Annotated in this window: 19 protein-coding genes and 1 pseudogene; 7 read left to right on the top strand and 13 right to left on the bottom strand. The window is 61.3% G+C overall.

Annotated elements, in window-relative coordinates; translation table 11 throughout:
* Positions 1-608 precede the first annotated feature (608 nt).
* Together OCW50_RS30860 and OCW50_RS30865 are read left to right on the top strand one after the other, a co-directional pair.
* Positions 609-1,019: a cyclin family protein gene (locus OCW50_RS30860; RefSeq protein WP_210806385.1), complete on the top strand. Its 411-nt coding sequence runs from the start codon at positions 609-611 to the stop codon at positions 1,017-1,019.
* The gene (locus tag OCW50_RS30865; protein WP_210806387.1) at positions 1,019-1,315 is read left to right on the top strand and encodes a hypothetical protein; all 297 of its coding nucleotides are present in this window, start codon (positions 1,019-1,021) and stop codon (positions 1,313-1,315) included. The genes OCW50_RS30860 and OCW50_RS30865 overlap by 1 nt, the downstream gene beginning before the upstream one ends.
* On the opposite strand, the gene OCW50_RS30870 is transcribed toward OCW50_RS30865, so the two are convergent.
* The 4 genes from OCW50_RS30870 to OCW50_RS30885 all read right to left on the bottom strand — a co-directional run bounded on the left by OCW50_RS30870 (position 1,312) and on the right by OCW50_RS30885 (position 5,095).
* Entirely contained in the window at positions 1,312-1,635 is a 324-nt protein-coding gene (locus tag OCW50_RS30870) for a helix-turn-helix domain-containing protein (protein WP_315974506.1), read from the bottom strand. The genes OCW50_RS30865 and OCW50_RS30870 overlap by 4 nt on opposite strands.
* 1,081 nt (positions 1,636-2,716) lie before the next feature.
* Positions 2,717-3,352: a recombinase family protein gene (locus tag OCW50_RS30875; RefSeq protein WP_210806391.1), complete on the bottom strand. Its 636-nt coding sequence runs from the start codon at positions 3,350-3,352 to the stop codon at positions 2,717-2,719.
* Between the two features lie 126 nt (positions 3,353-3,478).
* On the bottom strand, positions 3,479-4,399 hold the full coding sequence (locus OCW50_RS30880) for a dihydrodipicolinate synthase family protein (RefSeq protein WP_210806393.1): 921 nt from the start codon (positions 4,397-4,399) through the stop codon (positions 3,479-3,481).
* Positions 4,400-4,444: 45 nt separating this feature from the next.
* On the bottom strand, positions 4,445-5,095 hold the full coding sequence (locus tag OCW50_RS30885; RefSeq protein WP_210806395.1) for a LysE family translocator: 651 nt from the start codon (positions 5,093-5,095) through the stop codon (positions 4,445-4,447).
* Between the two features lie 155 nt (positions 5,096-5,250).
* Between OCW50_RS30885 and OCW50_RS30890 the strand changes: the two genes are divergently transcribed.
* Positions 5,251-6,135, top strand: a complete 885-nt coding sequence (locus OCW50_RS30890) for a LysR family transcriptional regulator ArgP (RefSeq protein ID WP_210806397.1) — start codon at positions 5,251-5,253, stop codon at positions 6,133-6,135.
* A gap of 722 nt (positions 6,136-6,857) precedes the next feature.
* Here OCW50_RS30890 and OCW50_RS30895 read toward each other — a convergent pair.
* The 8 genes from OCW50_RS30895 to tnpA form a co-directional block, all read right to left on the bottom strand.
* Positions 6,858-7,295, bottom strand: a complete 438-nt coding sequence (locus tag OCW50_RS30895; RefSeq protein ID WP_210806399.1) for a hypothetical protein — start codon at positions 7,293-7,295, stop codon at positions 6,858-6,860.
* Between the two features lie 104 nt (positions 7,296-7,399).
* The gene (locus OCW50_RS30900) at positions 7,400-8,419 is read right to left on the bottom strand and encodes an SWIM zinc finger family protein (protein ID WP_262300223.1); all 1,020 of its coding nucleotides are present in this window, start codon (positions 8,417-8,419) and stop codon (positions 7,400-7,402) included.
* Positions 8,420-8,499: 80 nt separating this feature from the next.
* Positions 8,500-11,190 carry a DEAD/DEAH box helicase gene (locus tag OCW50_RS30905; RefSeq protein ID WP_210806403.1) on the bottom strand — a complete coding sequence of 897 codons (2,691 nt, stop codon included), beginning with the start codon at positions 11,188-11,190 and terminating at the stop codon, positions 8,500-8,502.
* Positions 11,191-11,423: 233 nt separating this feature from the next.
* Positions 11,424-11,990 carry a hypothetical protein gene (locus tag OCW50_RS30910; RefSeq protein ID WP_247654249.1) on the bottom strand — a complete coding sequence of 189 codons (567 nt, stop codon included), beginning with the start codon at positions 11,988-11,990 and terminating at the stop codon, positions 11,424-11,426.
* 220 nt (positions 11,991-12,210) lie between these two features.
* Positions 12,211-12,876 (bottom strand): FABP family protein, encoded by a 666-nt coding sequence (locus tag OCW50_RS30915; RefSeq protein WP_210806407.1) that lies wholly within the window; start codon positions 12,874-12,876, stop codon positions 12,211-12,213.
* Between the two features lie 152 nt (positions 12,877-13,028).
* Positions 13,029-14,591 (bottom strand): IS66 family transposase, encoded by a 1,563-nt coding sequence (gene tnpC, locus OCW50_RS30920; RefSeq protein WP_210806410.1) that lies wholly within the window; start codon positions 14,589-14,591, stop codon positions 13,029-13,031.
* Positions 14,592-14,653: 62 nt separating this feature from the next.
* The gene (tnpB, locus tag OCW50_RS30925; protein ID WP_210806412.1) at positions 14,654-15,007 is read right to left on the bottom strand and encodes an IS66 family insertion sequence element accessory protein TnpB; all 354 of its coding nucleotides are present in this window, start codon (positions 15,005-15,007) and stop codon (positions 14,654-14,656) included.
* Positions 15,004-15,489: an IS66-like element accessory protein TnpA gene (gene tnpA / locus OCW50_RS30930; protein WP_210806414.1), complete on the bottom strand. Its 486-nt coding sequence runs from the start codon at positions 15,487-15,489 to the stop codon at positions 15,004-15,006. The genes tnpB and tnpA overlap by 4 nt, the downstream gene beginning before the upstream one ends.
* A gap of 261 nt (positions 15,490-15,750) precedes the next feature.
* Between tnpA and OCW50_RS30935 the strand changes: the two genes are divergently transcribed.
* The 4 genes from OCW50_RS30935 to OCW50_RS30950 all read left to right on the top strand — a co-directional run bounded on the left by OCW50_RS30935 (position 15,751) and on the right by OCW50_RS30950 (position 19,208).
* Complete coding sequence (locus tag OCW50_RS30935) at positions 15,751-16,788, top strand: IS110 family RNA-guided transposase (protein ID WP_262270956.1); 1,038 nt, start codon at positions 15,751-15,753, stop codon at positions 16,786-16,788.
* Positions 16,789-17,262: 474 nt separating this feature from the next.
* Positions 17,263-17,472, top strand: coding sequence for a sunset domain-containing protein (locus OCW50_RS30940; protein WP_262266473.1), 210 nt, complete (start codon positions 17,263-17,265; stop codon positions 17,470-17,472).
* Between the two features lie 511 nt (positions 17,473-17,983).
* Positions 17,984-18,127, top strand: coding sequence for a hypothetical protein (locus tag OCW50_RS30945; RefSeq protein WP_210806420.1), 144 nt, complete (start codon positions 17,984-17,986; stop codon positions 18,125-18,127).
* Between the two features lie 898 nt (positions 18,128-19,025).
* Complete coding sequence (locus OCW50_RS30950) at positions 19,026-19,208, top strand: hypothetical protein (protein ID WP_210806422.1); 183 nt, start codon at positions 19,026-19,028, stop codon at positions 19,206-19,208.
* Positions 19,209-19,328: 120 nt separating this feature from the next.
* Here the strand turns inward: OCW50_RS30950 and OCW50_RS30955 are convergent.
* Positions 19,329-20,189: pseudogene (locus OCW50_RS30955) on the bottom strand (IS3 family transposase); the annotation flags it as partial.
* Positions 20,190-20,486: the final 297 nt, after the last annotated feature.

A 20,486-nucleotide genomic window follows, 5' to 3' on the forward strand; every position in this document is an offset into this window, starting at 1 on the left:
GGAGCGGGCCGGCTTGATCCGCCGTCAGCCCGGAGTGGCGCGAAGCATCGAGGTGTTGGTCGCCCCTGAAGGCCTGCCCCTCCTGCGCCACCCCCAACCCGTCAAATCCTCTGCGCCGAGGATCTAGGAGCGGCAACGTATGGCACATGTAAAACCCGCAAAGTCCCCGCAAGGATCCGCAAGGTCCCCTGCTAAGTCATTGAAATCATTATCCGCAAGGTCTCGCAGGGATTTTCGTCCGCAAAGTCCCGCAAAGTCCAGGGTTTCCAAGGCTTTCAGCGTCCGCAAAGTCCTACCCGCAAAGTCCCACCCCTACGGGGGAAGGCCTGGCGTGCCGCCGCCTGTGGGCCCGGCCTATTCCCCCTGGGGTTTTGGGGTCGTGAGATCACACTTGGCCGCGGCCAACTGACGATACCTCACGCGCGCTTACCGAGGCGTGGACCACAATGAGCGCACGCCGGCCGACACCACACGCAGGCTGGTCGCAGTCCGCGCAGTTCCGTTCTGTGGCCCGCGTGGCCATCCGTGCTTATAACGCCACGCGTCATACGTTGCCGAAGTGCGAGGCGGTCCGGAGAACCGATGGCGGGCTCTGTCAGCAAATCGCGATGGGCAACGGTCGCTGCTATCTTCACGGCGGTCGCACGCCGAAGGGTAAGGACTGGCATAAGCCGCAGCCCGGGGCCACAGCGACGAAGACCCAGCGGAAGCTGAAGGACATCGAGCGGGCCGCAAAGAAGCGGGCCAAGCGCCTCGATGCAATGACGCTCGACGAGCGCAAGCGCTACGAGGATTGGCGGAAGACGCACAGACCCGGCCCGCGAGCCACAGAGCGCGCCAAGCGGGCGCAGGCCAGAGAGGCGCGGGAGCGGCTTGCAGAAATGGACCGGCCGGCGCCCCAGACCGCGGAGGCGCAAGCCCTGGCTGCAGTCATCGAAACCCTTCGGCATCAGGCGCAGCAACTCAAGGCTGCACAAGACACAGCGACCACCAACCTAACCGACGGGATATTCGGCTAATGGCAAAGAGCGAGCGTCAAATCCGAGAGGAGCTTATCCGAGAGCTTCAGACTACAGGCGGCCTCAAGGCCTACCAAACCGCGATGAAGATCTGTGACGATCCCCACGCGACATCAGCGGCCAAGGCCTCGGCAGTGAACTCGCTGCTCCGGGCAGGCGGGTTCTTCGAGAAGCAGGAGACGGCAGACGAAAAGGAGCTTCACGAGCTCTCCGGCCAGGAGCTTGAGGCAAGAGTGGCGAAGCTGCTGCGAGGATCTCAGGGCAGCGCCAGCGGCAAAGATGACCTGTTCGACTAACCCGACCTAAGGCTCTTCACCACAGCTTTCAGCTTGCTCTTCATCCACATCTTACGCGCGAGCTCGTTGCCTCTCTGGTTGATCCATTCTTCATACTCAGGTGCGCCTGGCTCGGGCTTCGGCCCCTGCGGATTGATCGTCCGCTTTCTGCTCGCGATGTAGGCCAGCAAATCGGCCTCATCGATCAGGACCGGCCGTCCAGGGATGTAGGGCAGCTTTCCAGCCTCGCGCATGCGCGCGACGGTGCGGGTCGAGCAGCGTAGGATCTCTGCGACTTCTGGTTCAGTCAGGAGCTTAGGCGCGCCATTCATGGCTGACATTAAGCAGGCACACGTTCAATAAACAATAGATATGGTCCAAAAGGGCCTGAAGTTGATATTTGTATGGCTATGTATGATGTTGTCGTAAGTAAAGACATACAGAGCGCGGCGTAAAAAAGATTAAGTCAGGCTCGTTGACGGCAAATGTGATTTGTGAGTACTTCTTATTAACGGGACGGAAACACTTTCCGCTGCATCTGTCGTCTGCGACTTTCTTCGGGTCCGGGGTCTTTGCATGCATGTCCAAGGCAGTAGGCGCAAGCTGAAAGCCTAAAGATGCAAAGGCCGACGCTGTAGCCGGTGTTTCAGCCCCGGACCAGAAACCGCCGTCTGAAACACGGCGCAATGAAAGCTACAGCAATGACCACAGAACGCTCGCGCATGATGCGCAGCGAGCTCAGCCTGTTTTGGGCGGAGTCTTCGCGTCTCAATATGCTCCGCCGCCAGGGCGACTTATCGCAACAGGAATTGCAAGAGTTTCGCGACGAGGCACAGGCGATTGCCATGCACTCTCGGTGGGGGCGACTCCGCACCGTCGCCGCGGCGCGGCTTGCTGAGACTGCCGCCTTACCTGCTGGACAAAGAGGGGCTGCCTGACGATCGGCCATATGGGCGCCGTTCTGGCGCCCTTTATCTGCCAGTAGGCGAGTTGGACGCTGGTTGTGCTACTGGCGTCTGCTCAGGGCCTGATGCGGCCTGGTGCGGTGCTTCCTCGGCGTCGTGAGAGTCGCTCAAGGATCCGCCTGCGCTTGAGTGCACCTGTTCGTGAGCCGCAGTCTGCGCTCTACGACGCGTCCACGCTTCGAGCACCTCTTCTCTTAGGGGCGGCCGTGGCTTCGGGAGTATTCTCCAGATCGTCATGGTGAAGACCTTGCCCACGGCCAACACGATCGCCATGCCATAGAGAAAGATCACAGGAGAGAAGTTCTCGACCATCGTCACTGTCCTCCTGCGAAAGGGAGCTACTGCCCAGACAGCTTCTTATACAGCCATTCGGCAGACCGGCCGACGATCAGAGGGATGATTGCAAACAGCACAACGACAATGCCGATCGAGATAAGCCAGAGCATCGGTGTATCTCCTAGCCTGCGATCCCAGTCGCGCCAGCCTTGGCACGGTTCACGATCTTGAGGATGGTGGCGCGGCTGCATCCGGTGGCCGCCTGGATCTGCGACCATGACGAGCCTGCCTTGAGCATCGCGGCAATACCATCGTTGCGGGCCTTATCCTCTTTCCGGCCCTTGTAGAGGCCTTCCGCCTTGGCTCGTGCCTGGCCTTGCTCTTGTCGCCGCCGGCGATCTTCGTAGTCCTTACGGGCGACAGCGGCCAGCATGTCGAGCATCATGCCGTTGATGGCGTCGAACATACGGACGGTGAAGTCATCGGCCTTGGCGTTGGCCATCATCCACGAGGTGGGGAGGTCCAATGCCACGACCCGGACACGATGGGCGGCGAGTTCGGCCTTCAGCTTCTCCCAATCGGCCGCAGTGAGGCGCGACAGCCGATCGACCTGCTCGATCAGCAGGATATCGCCTGGGCGTGCATCCGAGAGGAGCCGGAAGAGCTCAGGGCGGGCCAGCTTCGCGCCGCTCTCGTTCTCGACGTAGTAGGACGCAATGTGCAGGTCGTGCTCCGCGGCGAACGCCTCAAGCTGTTGCCTGGCGCGAGTGGCGTCCTGCTCGTTGGTGGAAGCGCGAAGGTAGGCTCGGACGAACATCTCGGATCACCGTCAGTTCACTTAGGATGGTTCACTTAAAATAGTCAATCGGTATTTTGCGAACCAGTTCAGAGATGGTTTTGAAAGGGCATGCTCATTTTGAACCAGATTTCGCGGAGGCCCTATTTATGGAATGAAGCTGCCCTTTGCTTTTTGCAAAGCCTTCTCCACGCTACTGTGGGCCTCCTGGGATAATGGCAGGATTGGGCGCGGCGGCTCAATCCTGGCCAGACCAAGAAGGTCTGCCATCACATACATCACGCGGATGCTGCCAAACGTCCTGAACAACTGCCAAAGCGGCTGAAATGCATCGTTGATACGCATCGCCTCCGAATGATCACCCGCTTGTGCCGCGCGTGTGAGGGCCAATGCCGGAGAAGGCAGAAGGCCCGCAACCACGCTGTACCACGCATCACAGCCAGCCAGCAGGGCGTCGGCTGCGCCCCAATCGCCGCTATAACCAATGGCGAAGCTTTCTGGGGTCATCGCCCGCAGCCGCTCCATCTCACCAGTAAAATCTCCATTCGCAGGAAGCGGCATTTTCACCGCTGTCACGTTCGGGAGCTTCGCCAAACGGGCAATCAGGTCATCGCTGAAGGTGAATTTTGTAGTGCTCGGATTGTTGTAGATGCACAAAGGCAGTCCACCTGCCTCGGCCACCGCCGCAAAGAGTTGAAAGACCTCCTCCTCGGTAAGAGGAGTGTAGGACATAGGGGCCAGCAACAAGCCATCGGCCCCTGCTGTTTTGGCATCGTGGGCAAGCGTTTGGGCCTCGTCGGTTCGAAGCGCGCCCACGCCCACGATAATCGGCGTCTTGCCGCCGACGCATTCCACCGCCACTCGCACGACACGCTGGCGTTCCTCGCGTCTCAGGTAGGCATATCCACCGGTGCTGCCGAGCAAGCCTATAGAGTCTGCCCCTGCCGCCTGGATGTTTTCAAGGAAGCGGCACAGCACGTCAGCTTGCAGATGCCCCGCTGCATCAGTCGGGGTCAAAGGAAAAGCCGACAGGCCGCTGAACAGCTTCGATGCTTTGTGTTTGGTCATCACGTGCGATCCCAAATGCAGGCGCGGTCCTGCAAAATTCAGTAATCAGGTTGAAGGGCGTCCTGCCAGAGCGAGGCCGACGCCAAGCGCGATCATAGCGGCTCCCGAACCTTCCCGCAGGCGGCGGATCAAACCGGGACGTGCCGCCGCACCTGTACGGATGCCACTCGCCGCGAAGGCCACCACGACATCAGCGAGGGTATTGAGAGTAACGGAGACAGAGCCGAGGACAGCAAATTGCAGGGCCACGCTGCCAGCGGCAGGGTCCACGAACTGTGGCACGAAGGCCAGGAAGAAGGCCGCTGTCTTCGGGTTCAACGCCTCGACCAGCACCCCTTCACGAAACGCCCGGCGTGCGCCAACGGGCGGTGCCGCAGTCCCGCCCGCCAAGGCCACCAACGCATCCCGGCGGGCGGCGTGAAAGGTTCGCAGACCAATCCAAACTAGGTAAGCAGCGCCCAGCAACTTCAGGGCAGTAAACAACTCTGCGCTCGTTAGTACGATGGCGGATATACCTAAGCTGCCCGCGAGTACGTGGACCATGCCGCCCAATCCGGTGCCGAAGCTGGAGGCCACCCCTTCCGCACGACCACCGGAGAGAGTGCGGGCAGCGACGTAGAAGATGCCTGGACCGGGCGTGATGGCGAGTACAAAGGCTGCGGCGGAGAACAAGGCGAGTTGGGTGATGTCTGGCATAGGGCTTCCTGGCGTGTCAGAGGCTCAGGCTCGGCATGAAGCCCGTAACGGCAGGGAGGACATGCCGAATCCCGATAGAGGGTGGACATGAGCTAGTCCAAGCGCCAGGATTAGAACACTTAAATTTTGTCAGCCAGCATTAGACTCTCTAATCCATGCTTGATTATGCCCAACTCGCCACTCTCGCTGCTGTCATCCGAACCGGCAGCTTTGAGCGGGCGGCGCAGCACCTCAACGTCACGCCCTCGGCCATCTCCCAAAGGATCAAGCTGCTGGAGGAGCGGCTTGGGGTTGTGCTTGTGGTCCGAGGCCAGCCCTGCACGGCAACAGAGGTCGGCCAGCGCCTGTGCCAGCACGTGGAGCAGGTTGCGCTGCTCGAAGGCTCTTTGCGCGGGAGCCTTCCGGGCCTTCAGGCCGAGAGCCGACCTGTGACCCTGCGGATTGCCGTTAATGCCGATAGTCTCGCGACTTGGTTCATCTCAGCCATGGCGAAGACGGACGGATACCTGTTCGACTTGGTACTGGATGATGAGGACCACAGTGCGGACTGGCTGCGGCGCGGCGAGGTCGTGGCTGGCGTGACGGGGCACAGCACCCCGATCCAGGGCTGCGACTGCCATCCTCTGGGAGCCCTGCGCTATGTTGCGACTGCAAACCCAGAGTATTGCGCCCGGTGGTTTGCCGACGGCTTCAGCGAACTTGCGGCTGCCCGCGCTCCGTGCCTGATCTTCAATCAAAAGGATCGGCTTCAAGCCGAATGGTTACGTCAGGTGCTTGGAGTCGATGTTCATCCCCCACTGCACTGGCTCCCCTCGTCCCAAGCCTTTGTGGATGCGGCCTTGGCTGGGATCGGCTGGGGCATGAACCCGGAGCCGCTTGTGATCGACCACCTTCGCGCCGGTAGGCTGGTTGCGCTCCAGCCTGACCAGCCGTTGGATGTCCCGTTGTTCTGGCAGCAGAGCCGCATCGTGAGCACCGTGCTCTGCCATGTGACCCAGGCTGTCGTGCACGAGGCCAAGAGAATGCTGGTGCCGGGCTGATCCAGGCGCGACGGGAGGCTTCGTCGATCATCTAAAGCGCAGCGTACCTACCCCTCCGCAGCGATCCTGTCGATCAGGTCACATAACCTGATGTCAGCCCCATATTCCGCCGCGAGCCGCGCCAGCCGATATTTTCCCCTAAGGGGAGAGCAGAGCGGGCAGTCGACACAGACGATAACTCACGTTCTCAGGATGTCGAGATTGACGCTTTTTCTCCCCGCCCCCTGAACAGGACGATCCCATCTCCAAGCTGAACAAGCGCGAGTGGCTAGTCCCCACGATAAACTCTCGATCTCCGATTTTCGTGGGGATCGAACCTGCTATCTATTTGAAGTGTCGAATTTATTGAGAAGAAGTGGTGCCCAGGGGCGGAATCCATGGCTGACACAGCTATGAGTCGCCTGCCCAGATTACCTACTCCCGCTATGGGAAGGCTGAATTATTGATCTGGAGCTCGCAAAACCAGCCTGAGCGTTACTCCGCAGCTCCCTATAGCAGGGCCCGAGAGAGCTATAGTCGGAACGTCGCGCGCCGAAACTGTTGTTCGTGCTTACCATGTGATTACTGAAAGCTGTGCGTGCGACCTGCCGGCGGGCCACATGGGATCTAAGCCTCTGGGATATATGGTGAGCGCGCTGGGACCCGAACCCAGGACCCTCTGATTAAAAGTCCGAGGGTCTCGCTGAGGCTGGGGGACGGATGCTCAAATGCGACCCAGGAGCCTACGGAGTCTCTTCAAGCACCTTTCGGACCGCAGCCCGCGGCAGGCCAAAGTGCTTCGCAACTTGTGCCGGCGCCACCCCTGCCAGAAGGGCAGCCCGCACTGCCTTGCGTTGCCCCTCCTGTAATGTGGATGAGGTCTTGCCAGGGCGCGTGGACTTGCGCCGTTGTTTTGATGGGTGCGAATTGTAGCGCTCAAGGAATACGCTGGCATTTCTGACCGCCACCTCCAATTCCGGCCGGCTCCCCCTGCCCTTCTCCATCCGGCGCTGCACCTCCTCCAGAAGCTGGACGAGTTGCTGGGCCAGCTGAGCATCCGACAAGCTGGCCAGCGCCAGCGGCTTGGCCGGAGCAGCAGCCGGTTCGGACCGAGGTGTTGGTACGGTGAGTGTGACCTCGAACAGATCGAGGGTGCGAGGCGAAGATCCCTTGTGCGACATGGACTTTATATGGGCATTCCGCCGCTCTGATCCAAGCTTGGAGGGAGTTCGTCACACCGTGCTCAGAGGCATCCAAGCCCCCCTGCTTCCCGTGGGTTGGAAGGTCATTTCCACCACTTCACGAACCCGTCCGGGGTCAGTTCTATCTCGGGCTTCGGGACTGTCCGCGGCCCCTTGCCTTTCCCGGCCTTGGGATCTCGGGTTCGTCCGGACGCCTTTCGGATCGGGGAATCGTCGAGAGGCCGAGTTTGCGCGATCGGCTCAGCAGAATGGGGCGCCTTTCGGGCCTTGCTGGTTTTACGGCTCTGCCCTGACGGCGGTGCGGCATGCGTGTTGGCTGTTGGAGCAGCGGGTGCCGGATGGGGTCGAACAACTGCCATGTGTCCCACTGCCTTTGTGCCGGTCCGCTTCTGGCCAGTTCGGGCCCCCGGCTCGGGTGCGGCTGGCGTAGCACCAAGACTTGGGATTGCGTCTCCGGCCTCCGCCAGGTCTAAGCCAAACAAGGCCGAGATATCGTCCGTCTCCAGGATCTTCCCAGGATCGGGCGGCCGATTGGAGAGTGGCAGCGCCGTCTCAAGGTTGGCCACCAGATCCTTCTCGTCGACTGCACGCAATTGGAACAGAAGCTCAGGAGCCTCATCGAGCCGGGCCCCGACGCCATACAGCACCGCGGCGACGTGCTTGCACATCAAGGCTCCGTCCGGGCAGGTGCACGAGAACCGGATGTCCGACGGCCTGGGGAACAGGCCTCGGTCCTGGCGGCAGAGCCGCTCCATCACGCCCGTGGAGAACCGGCCTTGCAGCAGCTCGACCAGGGAGTCGATGCCGCCGGCACAATCCGTGCAGATCGACCGCCACAGCGTCGGCGCCAACGCCGTGATGCTAACCGTAACCCTGTAGATTGACGATCCACTGACCAGCGCCTTGATCTCCAGCGCAGAGATCTGAAGGTCGATCACCGCACCGTTACGAACATAGCTGCGGCCGCGCGGCAGGCGATTGTCGAAATCCTGATAACTCTCCAGGTTGTCGCACCACGCCTTGCCCCAGAAGGTCCGGGCGATGGTGCGTCCCTCCAGGACGACAGGAGCGACCGGGTGCCCTTTCTTGCGCAGCTTTTCCACCTCGCGCGCGGCTTGCTTCCGGCGCTCCGCAACCGGAACGTAGGAGGGCCATGCTCCATCGAACCAAGGGGCCATCCGCCCTACTCCGCCATGACCGACCTCAGATCAAGAGCCACCATCCGCAGCAGATCCTCATCCTTCATCTCGGTCAGATTGATCTCGTCGCCACCAGCCAACAGATCGTCCGACAGCCCCTTCTTCGCCTCGATGAGGGCATCGATCTTTTCCTCCACTGTACCCTGGCAGACGAATTTGTGGACCAGGACGTTGTTCTTCTGGCCGATCCGGAAGGCGCGGTCGGTGGCCTGGTTCTCCACCGCCGGGTTCCACCACCGGTCGAAGTGGACCACGTGAGACGCCGCGGTCAGCGTCAGCCCTGAGCCTCCTGCCTTTAGGGACAGAACGAAGAACGGCACGGTCTCGTCCTCCTGGAAGGTCTGAACCAGTGCCCGACGGTTCTTGACCGGGGTGTCGCCATGCAGAACCAACCCACTCTGGCCGAAGATCCCACTCAAGTACGCGGCCAGCGGCGCCGTCATCTCGCGGAACTGGGTGAAGACCAGCATCTTCTCCTGGCGGGCAGCGACCACCTCGGCAATCTCGCGCAGGCGGGCCCACTTGCCGCTGTCCGCCTCGGCCCACTTGCCATCGTTCAGCCACTGCGAGGGATGATTGCAGATCTGCTTCAGCCGCATCAGCGTCGCCAGCACGATGCCCTTGCGCCGGATCCCGTCGGCATCCTGCAAGGCGTTGGTCAGATCCGTCACCGTCTCGGCATAGAGCGCAGCTTGCTTGCGGCTTAACGGGCACAGCGCCTTGACCTCCGCCTTGTCCGGCAGGTCGGCAATGATGGTTCTGTCAGTCTTCATCCGGCGCAGGATGTAGGGCCGGACCAGATCACGCAGCGGGCCGTACGGGTTGTGCGGCCGCTCGGCCAGGGCCTTGGTGGTGCGGCCGAACTCCTTCGCGCTCCCCAACAGGCCGGGGTTGATGAAGTCGAAGATCGACCACAGGTCGCCGAGGTGGTTTTCCACCGGCGTTCCGGTCAGCGCGATGCGGGCTCCCGCCTGCAGGGCCTTGGCCGCCCGGGTCTGCTTGGCATTGGGGTTCTTGATCGCCTGCGCCTCGTCCAGCACCACGAAGCGCCAGGACGTTTCGCCCAGCACCGGCAGGCGCAGCAGCGAGCCATAGCTCGTGATCACCAGATCCAGGCCCGACAATACCTCCCCCGTCATCTGATTGAGGTCTTCGGCCGATACCGCCGAGGGATGCACGATCTTCGCGTTCAGCCCAGGGGCGAAGCGCTCGATCTCCGCCGCCCAGTTGGCCAGCAGCGATGCCGGCGCCACCAACAGGCTCGGCTTGCGCGCGGCTCCCTTCCGCTTCTGGATCAGCAGCAGCGCCAAAACCTGGATGGTCTTGCCCAGACCCATGTCATCGGCCAGACAGGCACCCAGGCCAAGTCCGCTCAGGAGGTGAAGCCATTCGACACCGGCCTTCTGGTACGGGCGCAAGCGTCCCTTCAGGGCCGGGCCAGGATCAACCCCGGCACCGTCGGGGTTGCGCAGCGCCTTCAGCGTCTGGGTCAGCCACGTTCCGGCCGTGACGTGAGACCAGTCGGCAACCGCGGCGGGCTCGTCGTCCCCGGTGGCCTCAGTGCCGGCCAGCAGGCGCATGGCCTCGGCAAAGGTGAGCCCCTCCTGCTCGGCGAGATCCTGCACCTCCTTGAAGCGGCGCATCGCGCGTTCCAGACGCGGACGATCGACTTCCACCCATTGGCCCCGCAGCAGCGCCAGCGTCTCGGTCCCGGCGAGCAAGGCGGCCATTTCCTTAGCCGTGAGCGGCTCACCCTCCAGGGTCACGTCCATGTGGAAGTCGAGCAGGGCGTCAAGCCCTGTCCCGGAGGGCGGACGGGCGCCAACTGTGGCGGTGACCTGCGGGCGTGACGGGCGGCCCGCGCGCCACTGAGCCGGCAGGCGCACGATCACACCGGCGCTTTCCAGGTCGGGCACGCTGTTCAGGAGCCGTGCGGCCTCGGCGGGACTCCAGCGGAGAGGATGAAAGATCTCGCCGGCATCGACCATGGCCTTGAGCCAACTGACGCGCTCCGCCGCCCGCTGCACCGGCATCAAGAGCGACAGCAGCCTGTCTCGATTGGCGGCGCCGGCGTATTCGTGCAACGCCTGGCCGAGCGGCACATGCTGGGCCCTCGCCTGGGACGACAGACGCGTGGTGTAGGTGGCCAGGAAGGCAAAGGGCCATTCCGGGTCGCGGCGGTTCTCCGCCAGATTGAAGTGGACACGGCCGATCAGATTCCAGGCCGGGTTCAGCGTTTTGAGAAAACCTTGCAGTTCAGTCCCGGATGCTGTGAACAGCCCGGCGAATGCGGTGGACAGATCGTCCCACAGCCCACGCAGGATGTTGACGGTCAGGTATTCCGCCCCCGGCATCATCGGGGCGGTCAGCACGAGTGTGGCGAGTTCGTTCTCGGCCAGCGGGGCAACGGCGGACGGCGTCTCTCCGCCCCCACCCGCGCCATGAAGACAGACTGCCTCAACATAGCGTGCGGCGAAATCGCGCCACCAGATGAAGGCGGGGGGCAAGGACTGACCGATTTCTCCCGCTCCGAGTTGCAATAGCCCATATCCGGTGCCACGGCCAAACGCCTCGGCCAGCCGTGCCGCGACTTTGTCATCCAGGGTGGGCGCGTCGACTGCCTCCTCCAGCCAGAGGTGCCCGCGCGGGGTGAGACGCAACTGCACCCGGGGCATTGTGGCTGAAGGCGCTTCCAAGTGTTTCAATCCGCACTATCCGTTTTACAGAGCCGCAAGACCCACTGAACACGGCTGAGAGCCGTCACGAGGAGCACGCGAATTTGTCGGGCGGAATGGCGCCGATCCGGCCCGGATCGCTGCCATTCCGCCAGATCGGCACCAATGAAAGGGGCATAGCACCATAGCTCACAGGGATGCTGCACAGATTCCGATACTCGTCACACGAGGCGTCATGCTGTCGCGACATGGTCGTCCTGTCCCTGGGCCGATACCTCGGAGGCACATCGCAGGATGCCGCGCCGCCGATCATACAGGTGCATGATGCTAGCTGGTGCCAGCGCGTCCGGCCAGAACGTAAAGCCGGCGTGCTGCTGCAGGAACGGTTCCCGCCCGCAGCCCGGGACCAGGCATTCCCGCTTGCCCTTCGGACACCGCGAGAAGGGGCAGAGCCGGCCTTGATAGGCGTCCGCCTCTCCTTGTAGAATGAAGATCTCGACCTGATGGTGAGCCACCCCGATCTGCTTTTCCTTGAACAGCTGGTGGAGGGCCATGCTGCGGGCCCGGTTGAGCGTCTGGAGCCGGTCCAGGCGATCGAGCCATACTGCTAAGTCGACATCCTTGCATTCGTGCCAGACTGGAACGTCCCAGTCTCGGAACGGCTGAAAGCGCGGCACCTCCCGCCACAGCGGCCGGGCGATCGAGCCGATCAACGCCACCGCCGCGACCTCTGGAACCCCGGAGAGTGCTGCAGTCACGGCATCAGCGGCCAGGCGAAACTGTGCCTGGCGGATCAGCATCTGGCGGTCCTGTGCGGCGATCTCCCGGCGTGTGGGTCGTCTCATCGTCAAACCCGTTCCAAGCGAGCGCCAAAAAGGAGAATGGAGATCAATCCCAGCCAGGTCAAAGATCGAAGTCCTCTGGACACACCAAGGTAAGCGGAGCAGATTTGGGGCGCAAGCTTGAACCGTTGTGCAGAGAAGGTTCGCTACGGAGCGACGCCCGCCCGCGCCATTCCGCTCAACCTGCTTTCCGCTTGGCTAAAATCAACGCCAGGGGATTGGGCCTCGCCTCACCGACCCGATGGAGCGTGTTTCGGTCCTGATGAGCAAAAGGTGTGTCCCGGCCATGCACCAGCAGTTCGGTATCGGTCACATAGCTCCAGCTCCCGTCCGGATGGAAGGTAATCGTGATCTTGTAGGTGTCCGTGCGGAACGCCCGCTCCAGAAAGGTTGTCGAGCAGATGCCGTATCCGGTCTGCCCGCGGGTCGCCGTCACGACGATCTCGTCGGAATCGGGTGTCGTCTGGCCAGCCGCGATGGCGACTTGCCCGCGGGGAATGGCGATGGTCTGCATGACGAGGCCGGTCGCCGGCTCCCAGAGCCAATAGCCGACCTGATCATGGAAGGTGATGTCCTCCTCCTCGGTCGTGATGTGGATGTGGTAGCGCAGGCCGTAGAGCAGCTGCGGCCCGTTGGTCTGCGGATCGATCGCCTGGAAGTCGATGGTCTCGATGAACACGCGCCGCTCCGGACCGTCCGCCTTCGGGTTGAGGTCGACCCCCTTGCGTGCGCGCCAGCGCCCAGCCAGCCGCCGCAGAGGACCCAGATTGTTGAGCGTTTCCGGGTCGACGTCGCTGGGTTCGGTGAAAACGTCTGTGAGGGCAGTCATAGGTGAAGGCGTCATGACGGAACCTTTCTGTTTACAGCGGCCAGCGCAAGAACTGTTCCCATTGACACGCTAAGGTAGAACGAATGAGGAACTTGCACTTATTAGTAAGCGTGGTGTGATGGCCGCTGGCTGGGACAGGATAGTGTCCGTCAATGGCCAAGTGGACACTAAGACCGTGGCGTCCAATTCCATGGAAGCAGTTCATCGATCCTGTTGACTGGATGATCAGCGATGCGCTCGATGACGTCGGCGAGATAGGCTTGCGGGTTGATGCCGTTCATTTTGCAGGTTTCGACGATGGTGTAGATGACCGCTGCGCGATCGCCTCCGGCATCGGACCCGCTGAAGAGATAGTTCTTCCGGCCCAGGGCCAAAGGTCTGATGGCCCGCTCAGCGGCATTGTTGCTCATCTCAAGTCGCCCGTCCGTGGTGTAAACCGTGAGAGCCTTCCAGCGGGATGTCATATAGCGGATCGCCTTGGCCAACTCGCTTTTGCCGCTGATGCGGGCGAGCGTCGTGTCGAGATGGCGCTTCAGGATCTCCAGAAGAGGAACAGACCTGGTCAGGCGCACAGCCAGCCGCGTTTCTGGATCCAAGCCGTTGATCCCAGCTTCAACCGCAAACAGCTCGGAGATCAGGTCCAATGCCCGTTCTGCCGAAGGCGAGCGATTGCGGAGGAACTCGTTGTACAGATCGCGGCGGGCGTGGGACCAACAGGCTACCTGGATCAGGCGCGTCTCGCCGGTGAGTGGATGGCCAGCATAGAGCTTGTCGAAGCCGGCATAGGCATCGGCATGCAAGAAGCCACGGCAAGGCGACAGCAGGTGCTGGGCCCGCTCCCCTTTGCGATCCGCAGAATAGGCATAGAACGCCGCGGGCGGCACGGCCGATCCCCATGGACGTTCATCGCGCACAACCGTCCAAAGCCTGCCGATCTTGGTCTTGCCGCGGCCAGGATCGAGGACCGGAACAGGAGTGTCGTCAGCATGCACCGTTTCGCCGGCACGGGCATGGGTTCCGATCCTGTCACTCAAGACCTGAAGCAGCGCTGCCATCGCCCCGACCCAGCCGGCCAGCGTCGAGCGATCGAGATCGACGCCTTCGCGCGCATAGATGTCACTCTGACGATGCAGGGGAAGATGATCGCAATACTTGGAGACCAGGACATGGGCGAGAAGGCTGGGACCAGGTCGACCGCGCTCGATCGGCAGCGATGGCATCGGCGCCTGAACAATCGTCTCGCAGGTGCGGCAGCTCAACTTCGGACGAAGGTGGACGACCCGCTTGAAGTGCGACGGCACATATTCCAGCACCTCACGTTCATCCGTGCCGATCGTGCTGAAGACGCTTCCGCCGCAATTCGGGCAGGTGCAATCCGGCTTGTGCACGATTGTCTCACACGGCAGATGAGCCGGTAGGGGCTTGCGGCCCAGAGACGACTTTGCCGTCGCGCCAGCCGATGGTGAGGATGCAATGGGCCGCGCTGCCGTCCTCTCGATGTCAGCATGAGCCTCGCACTCTTCTAGATCGGCAATCGCCAGTTCCAATTGCTCGATGAGATGGTCGAGTTTCTCCGAGGAGCGGCCGAAGCGGGCGCGCTTCAGGCTCGCGAGCTGCGCCTTCAGCTTCTCGATATAGAGGTTCTTGGCATAAAGCTCCGCCTGCAACTGCGCGGTCAAGGCGCGCAACGCCTCCAGTTCGGCCAGCACATCGGGAGCAGCAAGAGACATATGTTTCTCTAGCACAAGTGACCCGGTACAGCTACGTTTTTAGATGCAGAAACAGTATGTTATCAGGCCATCGTCGGTTTTGGCGGACGCTCGGGCATCAGCGTGCGCCGCCAATCCATGCCTTCAACGAGAAGAGCAAGTTGTGCCGCCGACATTTGCAGCACGCCATCGACAAGCGACGGCCAGACGAACTTGCCATGTTCCAGTCTCTTGGCAAAAAGGCACAGCCCGGTTCCATCCCAGTACAGAGCTTTCAAATAGTCGCCTCGCTTCCCGCGGAAGAGGAACAGATGGCCGGAATAGGGATCGGCGTTCATCCTGTTGACGACCTCCGCCGACAGACCGTCGAACCCACGGCGCATGTCGACCGGCTGGCAGGCCAGATACACCTTCGTTCCCGCAGCGATCTGGATCATGACTTCGCCCCGAGGGCCGAAAGAACCCGCCGCAGCGCCCGCTCGTTGACAAAGGCGTCAACCCGAACACGCGCACCGTTTGGCAGGTCAATCTCAATCACGCCAGGCCGCGCCTCCAGCATCGGCGTTCGGGTCGGCCTCTCGGCTTTTGGTTGTGCCGAACTCTCCACCGGATTGGCGTCCGGCGGGCGAAGAGCCGGCATTGTGATCGCGGGCCCTTCGTCGTCGCACGTCCCGAAGACCCCAATCGGGATGAACTCATTGTGCGATGAAGCTTCCGGGAGCAGCACCAGAGAAGCTGGACGGGGACCCAGCTTGCCTGCTTCGGCAGACCGGATCCAACCGAAAAGCTGATTGTTGTTGACGCCGCGTCGACGAGCCACCTCCGCGACAGCGTTTCCGGGGAGCCTGGCCTCCTCGACAAGCCGCCACTTCTCCTGCGTTGTCCAACTGCGTCGACGGCGAGGCTCCATCTCTGACATACATGCCGCCTAAGTGTCCGCTTCAATCTTCGTGGACACTTATCTCATCCTGATCGCTGCTTCGGTAGGCGGCCATGACGCCACGCTTACGAATGACCCGCCCAACGGCGTTCGTTATGCCCTTTCAAGTTGCTGCAACAGATGGGGTATTCGGCTTTGCGCCACACCCCGCCGGACTGTCACGAGGTGCTGCGCTTCAGGCTGATGGTACAACGTGGTCTGGGTAGGACCAGCCACAAGCATCAGTGGGAGAAGCGCAGCATGAAGCATTATGCCGGCCTCGATGTCTCGGTCAAAGAGACTTCTTTGTGCATTCTGGACGAGACGGGCAAGGTCTGCCGTGAACTGAAGGTGACCAGCCATCCAGACGACTTGGTTCAGGTGCTCCGGGATCCAGCCTGGCGGCTCGAGCGGGTCGGGCTCGAGGCCGGTCCGCTGTCGCAGTGGCTCTACAGCGGGCTGGCCGCGGCGGGATTGCCGGTCATCTGCATCGAGACACGCCACACCAAGGCGTTCCTGAAGGCGCAGGTGAACAAGACCGACCGCAACGATGCTCGCGGCATTGCTCAGATGATGCGCGTCAACCTGTTCCGATCCGTCCATGTGAAGACGCTGGCGAGCCAGCACCGGCGCGCCCTGCTGACCGCACGCAAGTTGTTGCAGGAGAAAGCCATTGCCATTGAGAACGACATCCGCGGTCTGCTGCGCAACTTTGGGCTCAAGGTCGGGGTCATTGGCAAGGTCAGGTTCGAGGACCGGATCCGCGAGCTCGTGGCCGACCTGCCGGAACTGGCTGAAATCATGGCCTGCCTGCTCGAAGCCCGTCAGAGCTTGCGGGAGCGCTTTGCCACTCTTCACCGCAAAGTGTTGGCGACCGTCCGGGATGATGACGTCTGCCGGCGCTTGATGACCATTCCCGGTGTCGGTCCCGTGGTGTCGCTCGCCTTTCGCGCCACGATCGACATTCCGGCGCGGTTCAAGAATTCCAAGGCGGTTGGCCCCGCTCTCGGGCTCACGCCGGTTCTCAACCAGTCCGGCGAGAGCAACCGGATCGGACGTGTCTCGCTGTGCGGCGACGCTATGATGCGAGCGCTGCTCTATGAGGCGGCCCAGGTGCTGCTGACCCGGGTGCAGAAATGGTCCTGGCTGAAGGCCTGGGCCATGACCGTGGCCCGCCGGCGCGGCCTGCAAAAGGCCATCGTGGCTCTGGCGCGGCGCTTGGCGGTGATCATGCACCGCCTCTGGAGCGATGGCGCTGAGTTCCGCTGGACGAAGGAGAGTGTCTTGGCAGCCGCCTGATCACTCACCGCAACAACCTATCACGAGAACAGAAGGATCGACGAGTTCCGCCAGTCGGTGGAGAGACGTCCCTCGCGGGACGATGGATGAGGTGAGTTCGCGTGGGCACTTGTCTCGGTCGCGCCTGGCGCGATCAGAACGCGCAACAGATTGGGCTGCCTCGTTCTTCTGATCCCATACTGGGAGAGCCCGAGAGCTGATCCCGAAGAGAAGCAAGACCCGCGAGTGACATCAGACATCGGAGCGGTAAAACAGCCTAAAAGCGCTTGACCTCAAACCGCCGAATAGAGAAGTGCCCGCCGTGAGGCTTCAAGAGTGACCGTAATCCAGTTCGGCAGACGTCAGCCAGAGCCTCCACCCTCCCGCAATAGAGTTTCACCCCACAAGCAACAGCCGCAGTATAAGGCTCCCCCACGCCGCAATCGAAGGAAGCGTTTGCGTTCCTTTGTTACAATGATGGTCGGAGGTTTCGTTGTGGCAGGCTTCGTCGGCCTTGAGGTCGGGCCGCCGCTTGTCGGTTGCAGCGTAAAGGCCAACATCAGCTTCAACTCCGGCGAGAAGATCTATCACGTGCCCGGACAGAAATATTACTGGCAGACGAGAATCAACTGGCTCAAGGGCGAACGATGGTTCTGCTCTGAGATTGCAGCCCGTCAGGCGGGGTGGCGTAAGTCAGGGGTCTGACGTCCCTCCCCGCTTCTCTTCCTGATCTAGCACGAGAGTGATATTGATCCCGCCAGCAGTGGGGGAACGATGCAAGACAACCGAGTGCCTTGCTATTCAGTCAAGGTCGAGATCCCGACTGAGCTCGGCCACCCAGCCGTTTCCTACTTTCTGGTTCGGGTCGACTCTCAGGCGGCGGCAATCCAAGCCGTTGAGGAGATATTGCCGGGCACCTGGGGGGCCGTCGAAGCCACTCTGACTGCTATTCGGAAAGAGACGGTTGAGGCGCTCGATCTGCGGCGCGGCATACCCCGTCAGATTTGAGCCCCCCTGCTCCTGCCTCTCTTCCAGAGGAGGAAGGTAGAGCTTGACAGGAACCTAAGAAATCGGCTACCGCAATATATAGATGCCGAAGTTTTGAGAGCATCGATTCGCCCCGCCACGTGCGGGGTTTGTAGTATCTAGACCCTAAACTATCGTTTCAGCAAAGCCGCTCCACCTCGGGGCGGCTTTTTTCATTTCAGGATGACAAATGAAGCCGTCCAAGCACGTTGATTTCCTGAACGCCCTTGCTCGCCTGATCAACAGTGCAGCAAACCTTATTCGGGCACTCCATCAGTCGGGGCTCCTCAATTACGAAAGCCTCTCGTCATTTTTCGACAGCATCAACTTCTGATGCCCTACTCCCGCGATGCTTCCGTTTCTGTGGACTGCGGGGATAAGACGCCCTCACCTATAGCTTGGTCCTCTCCGAGCTCACCGGCCAACCCGTCAGCACCTGGTCCGAGGAATGCCGGATTGAGATTGAGGCTAATTATCCTACGCTAGAGCATCGGACGGAAAAGTGGATCCGGTTTTCCGTTCTGACCGATGCTCTCATTCAAGAAGAATGCATCGGATGGATCCCAAAAGTGCAAGTCCACTTTTGGGTCCGATGCTTTAGTGACCTAACTATACCCATAAGGGTTAGTCCCTAAGGGGTATCACATGGTTATCTTGGTTATATCGAGCGCATTCATCGGTGGAGCGATTACCATCGCTCTCCTTTGGCCGTATGGGATAGATTTAGCCTTGTTCGCAGCTCCGTTTGGCGGGAGCCTCCTCACACTTGCGGTTGCTCTTCTAGTGCTCGCCTGGGACGCTATGAAGCGTCGGCGCTCGCAGGACAATCAGACTTTTCATATGAAAGAGCCCCGCCAGCCCTGAGGCCAGCAGGGCGATCTGACAACCAAGGGATGCGCCGCATCTCCTGGGAGGGCACGACATAGAGTCGGTAAGCTTGGCGGCAAGGGTCGCCGATGCGACCCTCCGAAAGCGTGACACCTTGTATCGGAACCATCCTCTAGCTTGGCTGTTCCCCATACCCCGATCTAGGTTTGCCCCATAGTATCGGTAACTCAGCGCTCTCCTTCGGGGGGGCGCATTCTTTTTTTCGCTAAGCGCCGGCCGACCGCATCGTTCATGCATAATCAAGGCACCATGGATCCAACTCTTATCGAACGGAGTAGCTCGTCGGGGCTAAGGAGGAGTATTCCTAAATAGGATATACTGCCTCGTGAACATAGGAGACTTGCATGACCCGAGAGCAAGTCGAGCACGTCGCGCGAGCGTTCTACGAGGTGGAATTCTCGCTCCCATGGAATGAGGCCGGAGAAGCGACCCAAAACCGCTTCAGAGGTCTCGCTCGCACGGCAATTGCCAGACTGGACCAGCAGATCGTGCAGTATCGCCGGTCAGTCGCCCAGCCAGCCGCATGACGTGCTACCGCACCATGTGTCGCGCTTTCACGGCTCGTCCCTTGTCGCAGGTTTACCTTATAGCGAGGATAAGAGTGTATCGGTCCTGGCCTGCCCCATGTGGGTGATCCGGATGTGATGTTAATTCAGCGTTGGTCTGGGCGCCAGCTTGGAAGCCGGTAGCAAGATCTCTGGTGCGGGCGGCCGGTAGCCCGAGGATGAGTGCGGGCGCACCGTGTTGTAATGCCGGCGCCAATTTTCGATCACCACCTTTGCCTCCTCCAAGGTGTAGAAGATCTCTCCTTTCAGCAGTTCATCGCGGAGCTTGGAGTTGAAGCTCTCGCAATAGCCGTTCTCCCACGGGCTGCCCGGCTCGATGTAGGCTGTCTTGGCGCCCACAGCCGTGATCCACTCGCGCACGGCTTTAGCGACGAATTCGCTGCCGTTGTCGGAACGAATATGGCCTGGAACACCGCGCAGGATGAACAGGTCCGAGAGCACGTCGATCACATCGACGGCTTTCAGCTTCCGGTTCACCCCGATGGTCCGGCACTCGCGCGTGAATTCGTCGATGATGTTGAGCATGCGGAACTTGCGCCCGTCATGGGTGCGATCCTCAACAAAGTCATACGACCAGACATGATTAGGATACTCGGGCCGCAAGCGGATGCAGGATCCGTCGTTGAGCCAGAGCCGTCCTTTCTTCGGTTGCTTTTGCGGCACTTCGAGCCCCTCCCGCCGCCAGATCCGCTCGACCCGCTTCTTGTTCACGAGCCAGCCGGCGTCCCGCAGCAGAGCCGCGATCCGACGGCAGCCGTAACGGCCGTGCTGGGTGGCCAGTGCGATGATGTCGGCCTTCAAAGCCGCCTCATCCTCGGGCTGATTGGGACCCTTGCACTGGGTGGAGCGGTGCTGTCCCAGAACCCGGCAGGCCAGACGCTCTGAGACGCCAAACTTGCTCGTCACGTGATCCACACAGGCGTGCCGGCGGGCGGGGCTTAGCTCGCACGATCTTCAAGCTAACTCCGCCTATCTCAGCCGCTTGGGTGCGCGAGCCGTCCTCGTAGATCACCGCCAGGGCCAGCAAACGGCGGGTCTGCGGGGCATTCTTGGCTCCGGCGGGCCAGTTGGCGCAGGCGGACCGCATTGTAACTAGTCGGCCCTAAATAACCCTGTACCGCCCGCAGTTTTTGAGACACCGGATTGAAGCCTACGCGGCGAGGGCCGCGGATGGAAGCAGGTTGTGCCGGACGGCTTTCGGCGTCTGAAATCCGTGCCGGGCTATCAGCCAGGTGGAGT

It is taken from the genome of Microvirga sesbaniae (genome assembly GCF_025460805.1).
Taxonomy (GTDB): Bacteria; Pseudomonadota; Alphaproteobacteria; order Rhizobiales; family Beijerinckiaceae; genus Microvirga; species Microvirga sesbaniae.

Bases quoted from the DNA above. Each gene is read 5' to 3' on its own strand.
- OCW50_RS30860 (WP_210806385.1), top strand. From the start codon at position 609: ATGGGCAACGGTCGCTGCTATCTTCACGGCGGTCGCACGCCGAAGGGT.
- OCW50_RS30865 (WP_210806387.1), top strand. From the start codon at position 1,019: ATGGCAAAGAGCGAGCGTCAAATCCGAGAGGAGCTTATCCGAGAGCTT.
- OCW50_RS30870 (WP_315974506.1), bottom strand. From the start codon at position 1,635: ATGTCAGCCATGAATGGCGCGCCTAAGCTCCTGACTGAACCAGAAGTC.
- OCW50_RS30875 (WP_210806391.1), bottom strand. From the start codon at position 3,352: ATGTTCGTCCGAGCCTACCTTCGCGCTTCCACCAACGAGCAGGACGCC.
- OCW50_RS30880 (WP_210806393.1), bottom strand. From the start codon at position 4,399: ATGACCAAACACAAAGCATCGAAGCTGTTCAGCGGCCTGTCGGCTTTT.
- OCW50_RS30885 (WP_210806395.1), bottom strand. From the start codon at position 5,095: ATGCCAGACATCACCCAACTCGCCTTGTTCTCCGCCGCAGCCTTTGTA.
- OCW50_RS30890 (WP_210806397.1), top strand. From the start codon at position 5,251: ATGCTTGATTATGCCCAACTCGCCACTCTCGCTGCTGTCATCCGAACC.
- OCW50_RS30895 (WP_210806399.1), bottom strand. From the start codon at position 7,295: ATGTCGCACAAGGGATCTTCGCCTCGCACCCTCGATCTGTTCGAGGTC.
- OCW50_RS30905 (WP_210806403.1), bottom strand. From the start codon at position 11,190: ATGCCCCGGGTGCAGTTGCGTCTCACCCCGCGCGGGCACCTCTGGCTG.
- OCW50_RS30910 (WP_247654249.1), bottom strand. From the start codon at position 11,990: ATGCTGATCCGCCAGGCACAGTTTCGCCTGGCCGCTGATGCCGTGACT.
- OCW50_RS30915 (WP_210806407.1), bottom strand. From the start codon at position 12,876: ATGACGCCTTCACCTATGACTGCCCTCACAGACGTTTTCACCGAACCC.
- tnpC (WP_210806410.1), bottom strand. From the start codon at position 14,591: ATGTCTCTTGCTGCTCCCGATGTGCTGGCCGAACTGGAGGCGTTGCGC.
- tnpB (WP_210806412.1), bottom strand. From the start codon at position 15,007: ATGATCCAGATCGCTGCGGGAACGAAGGTGTATCTGGCCTGCCAGCCG.
- tnpA (WP_210806414.1), bottom strand. From the start codon at position 15,489: ATGTCAGAGATGGAGCCTCGCCGTCGACGCAGTTGGACAACGCAGGAG.
- OCW50_RS30935 (WP_262270956.1), top strand. From the start codon at position 15,751: ATGAAGCATTATGCCGGCCTCGATGTCTCGGTCAAAGAGACTTCTTTG.
- OCW50_RS30945 (WP_210806420.1), top strand. From the start codon at position 17,984: ATGAAGCCGTCCAAGCACGTTGATTTCCTGAACGCCCTTGCTCGCCTG.
- OCW50_RS30950 (WP_210806422.1), top strand. From the start codon at position 19,026: ATGACCCGAGAGCAAGTCGAGCACGTCGCGCGAGCGTTCTACGAGGTG.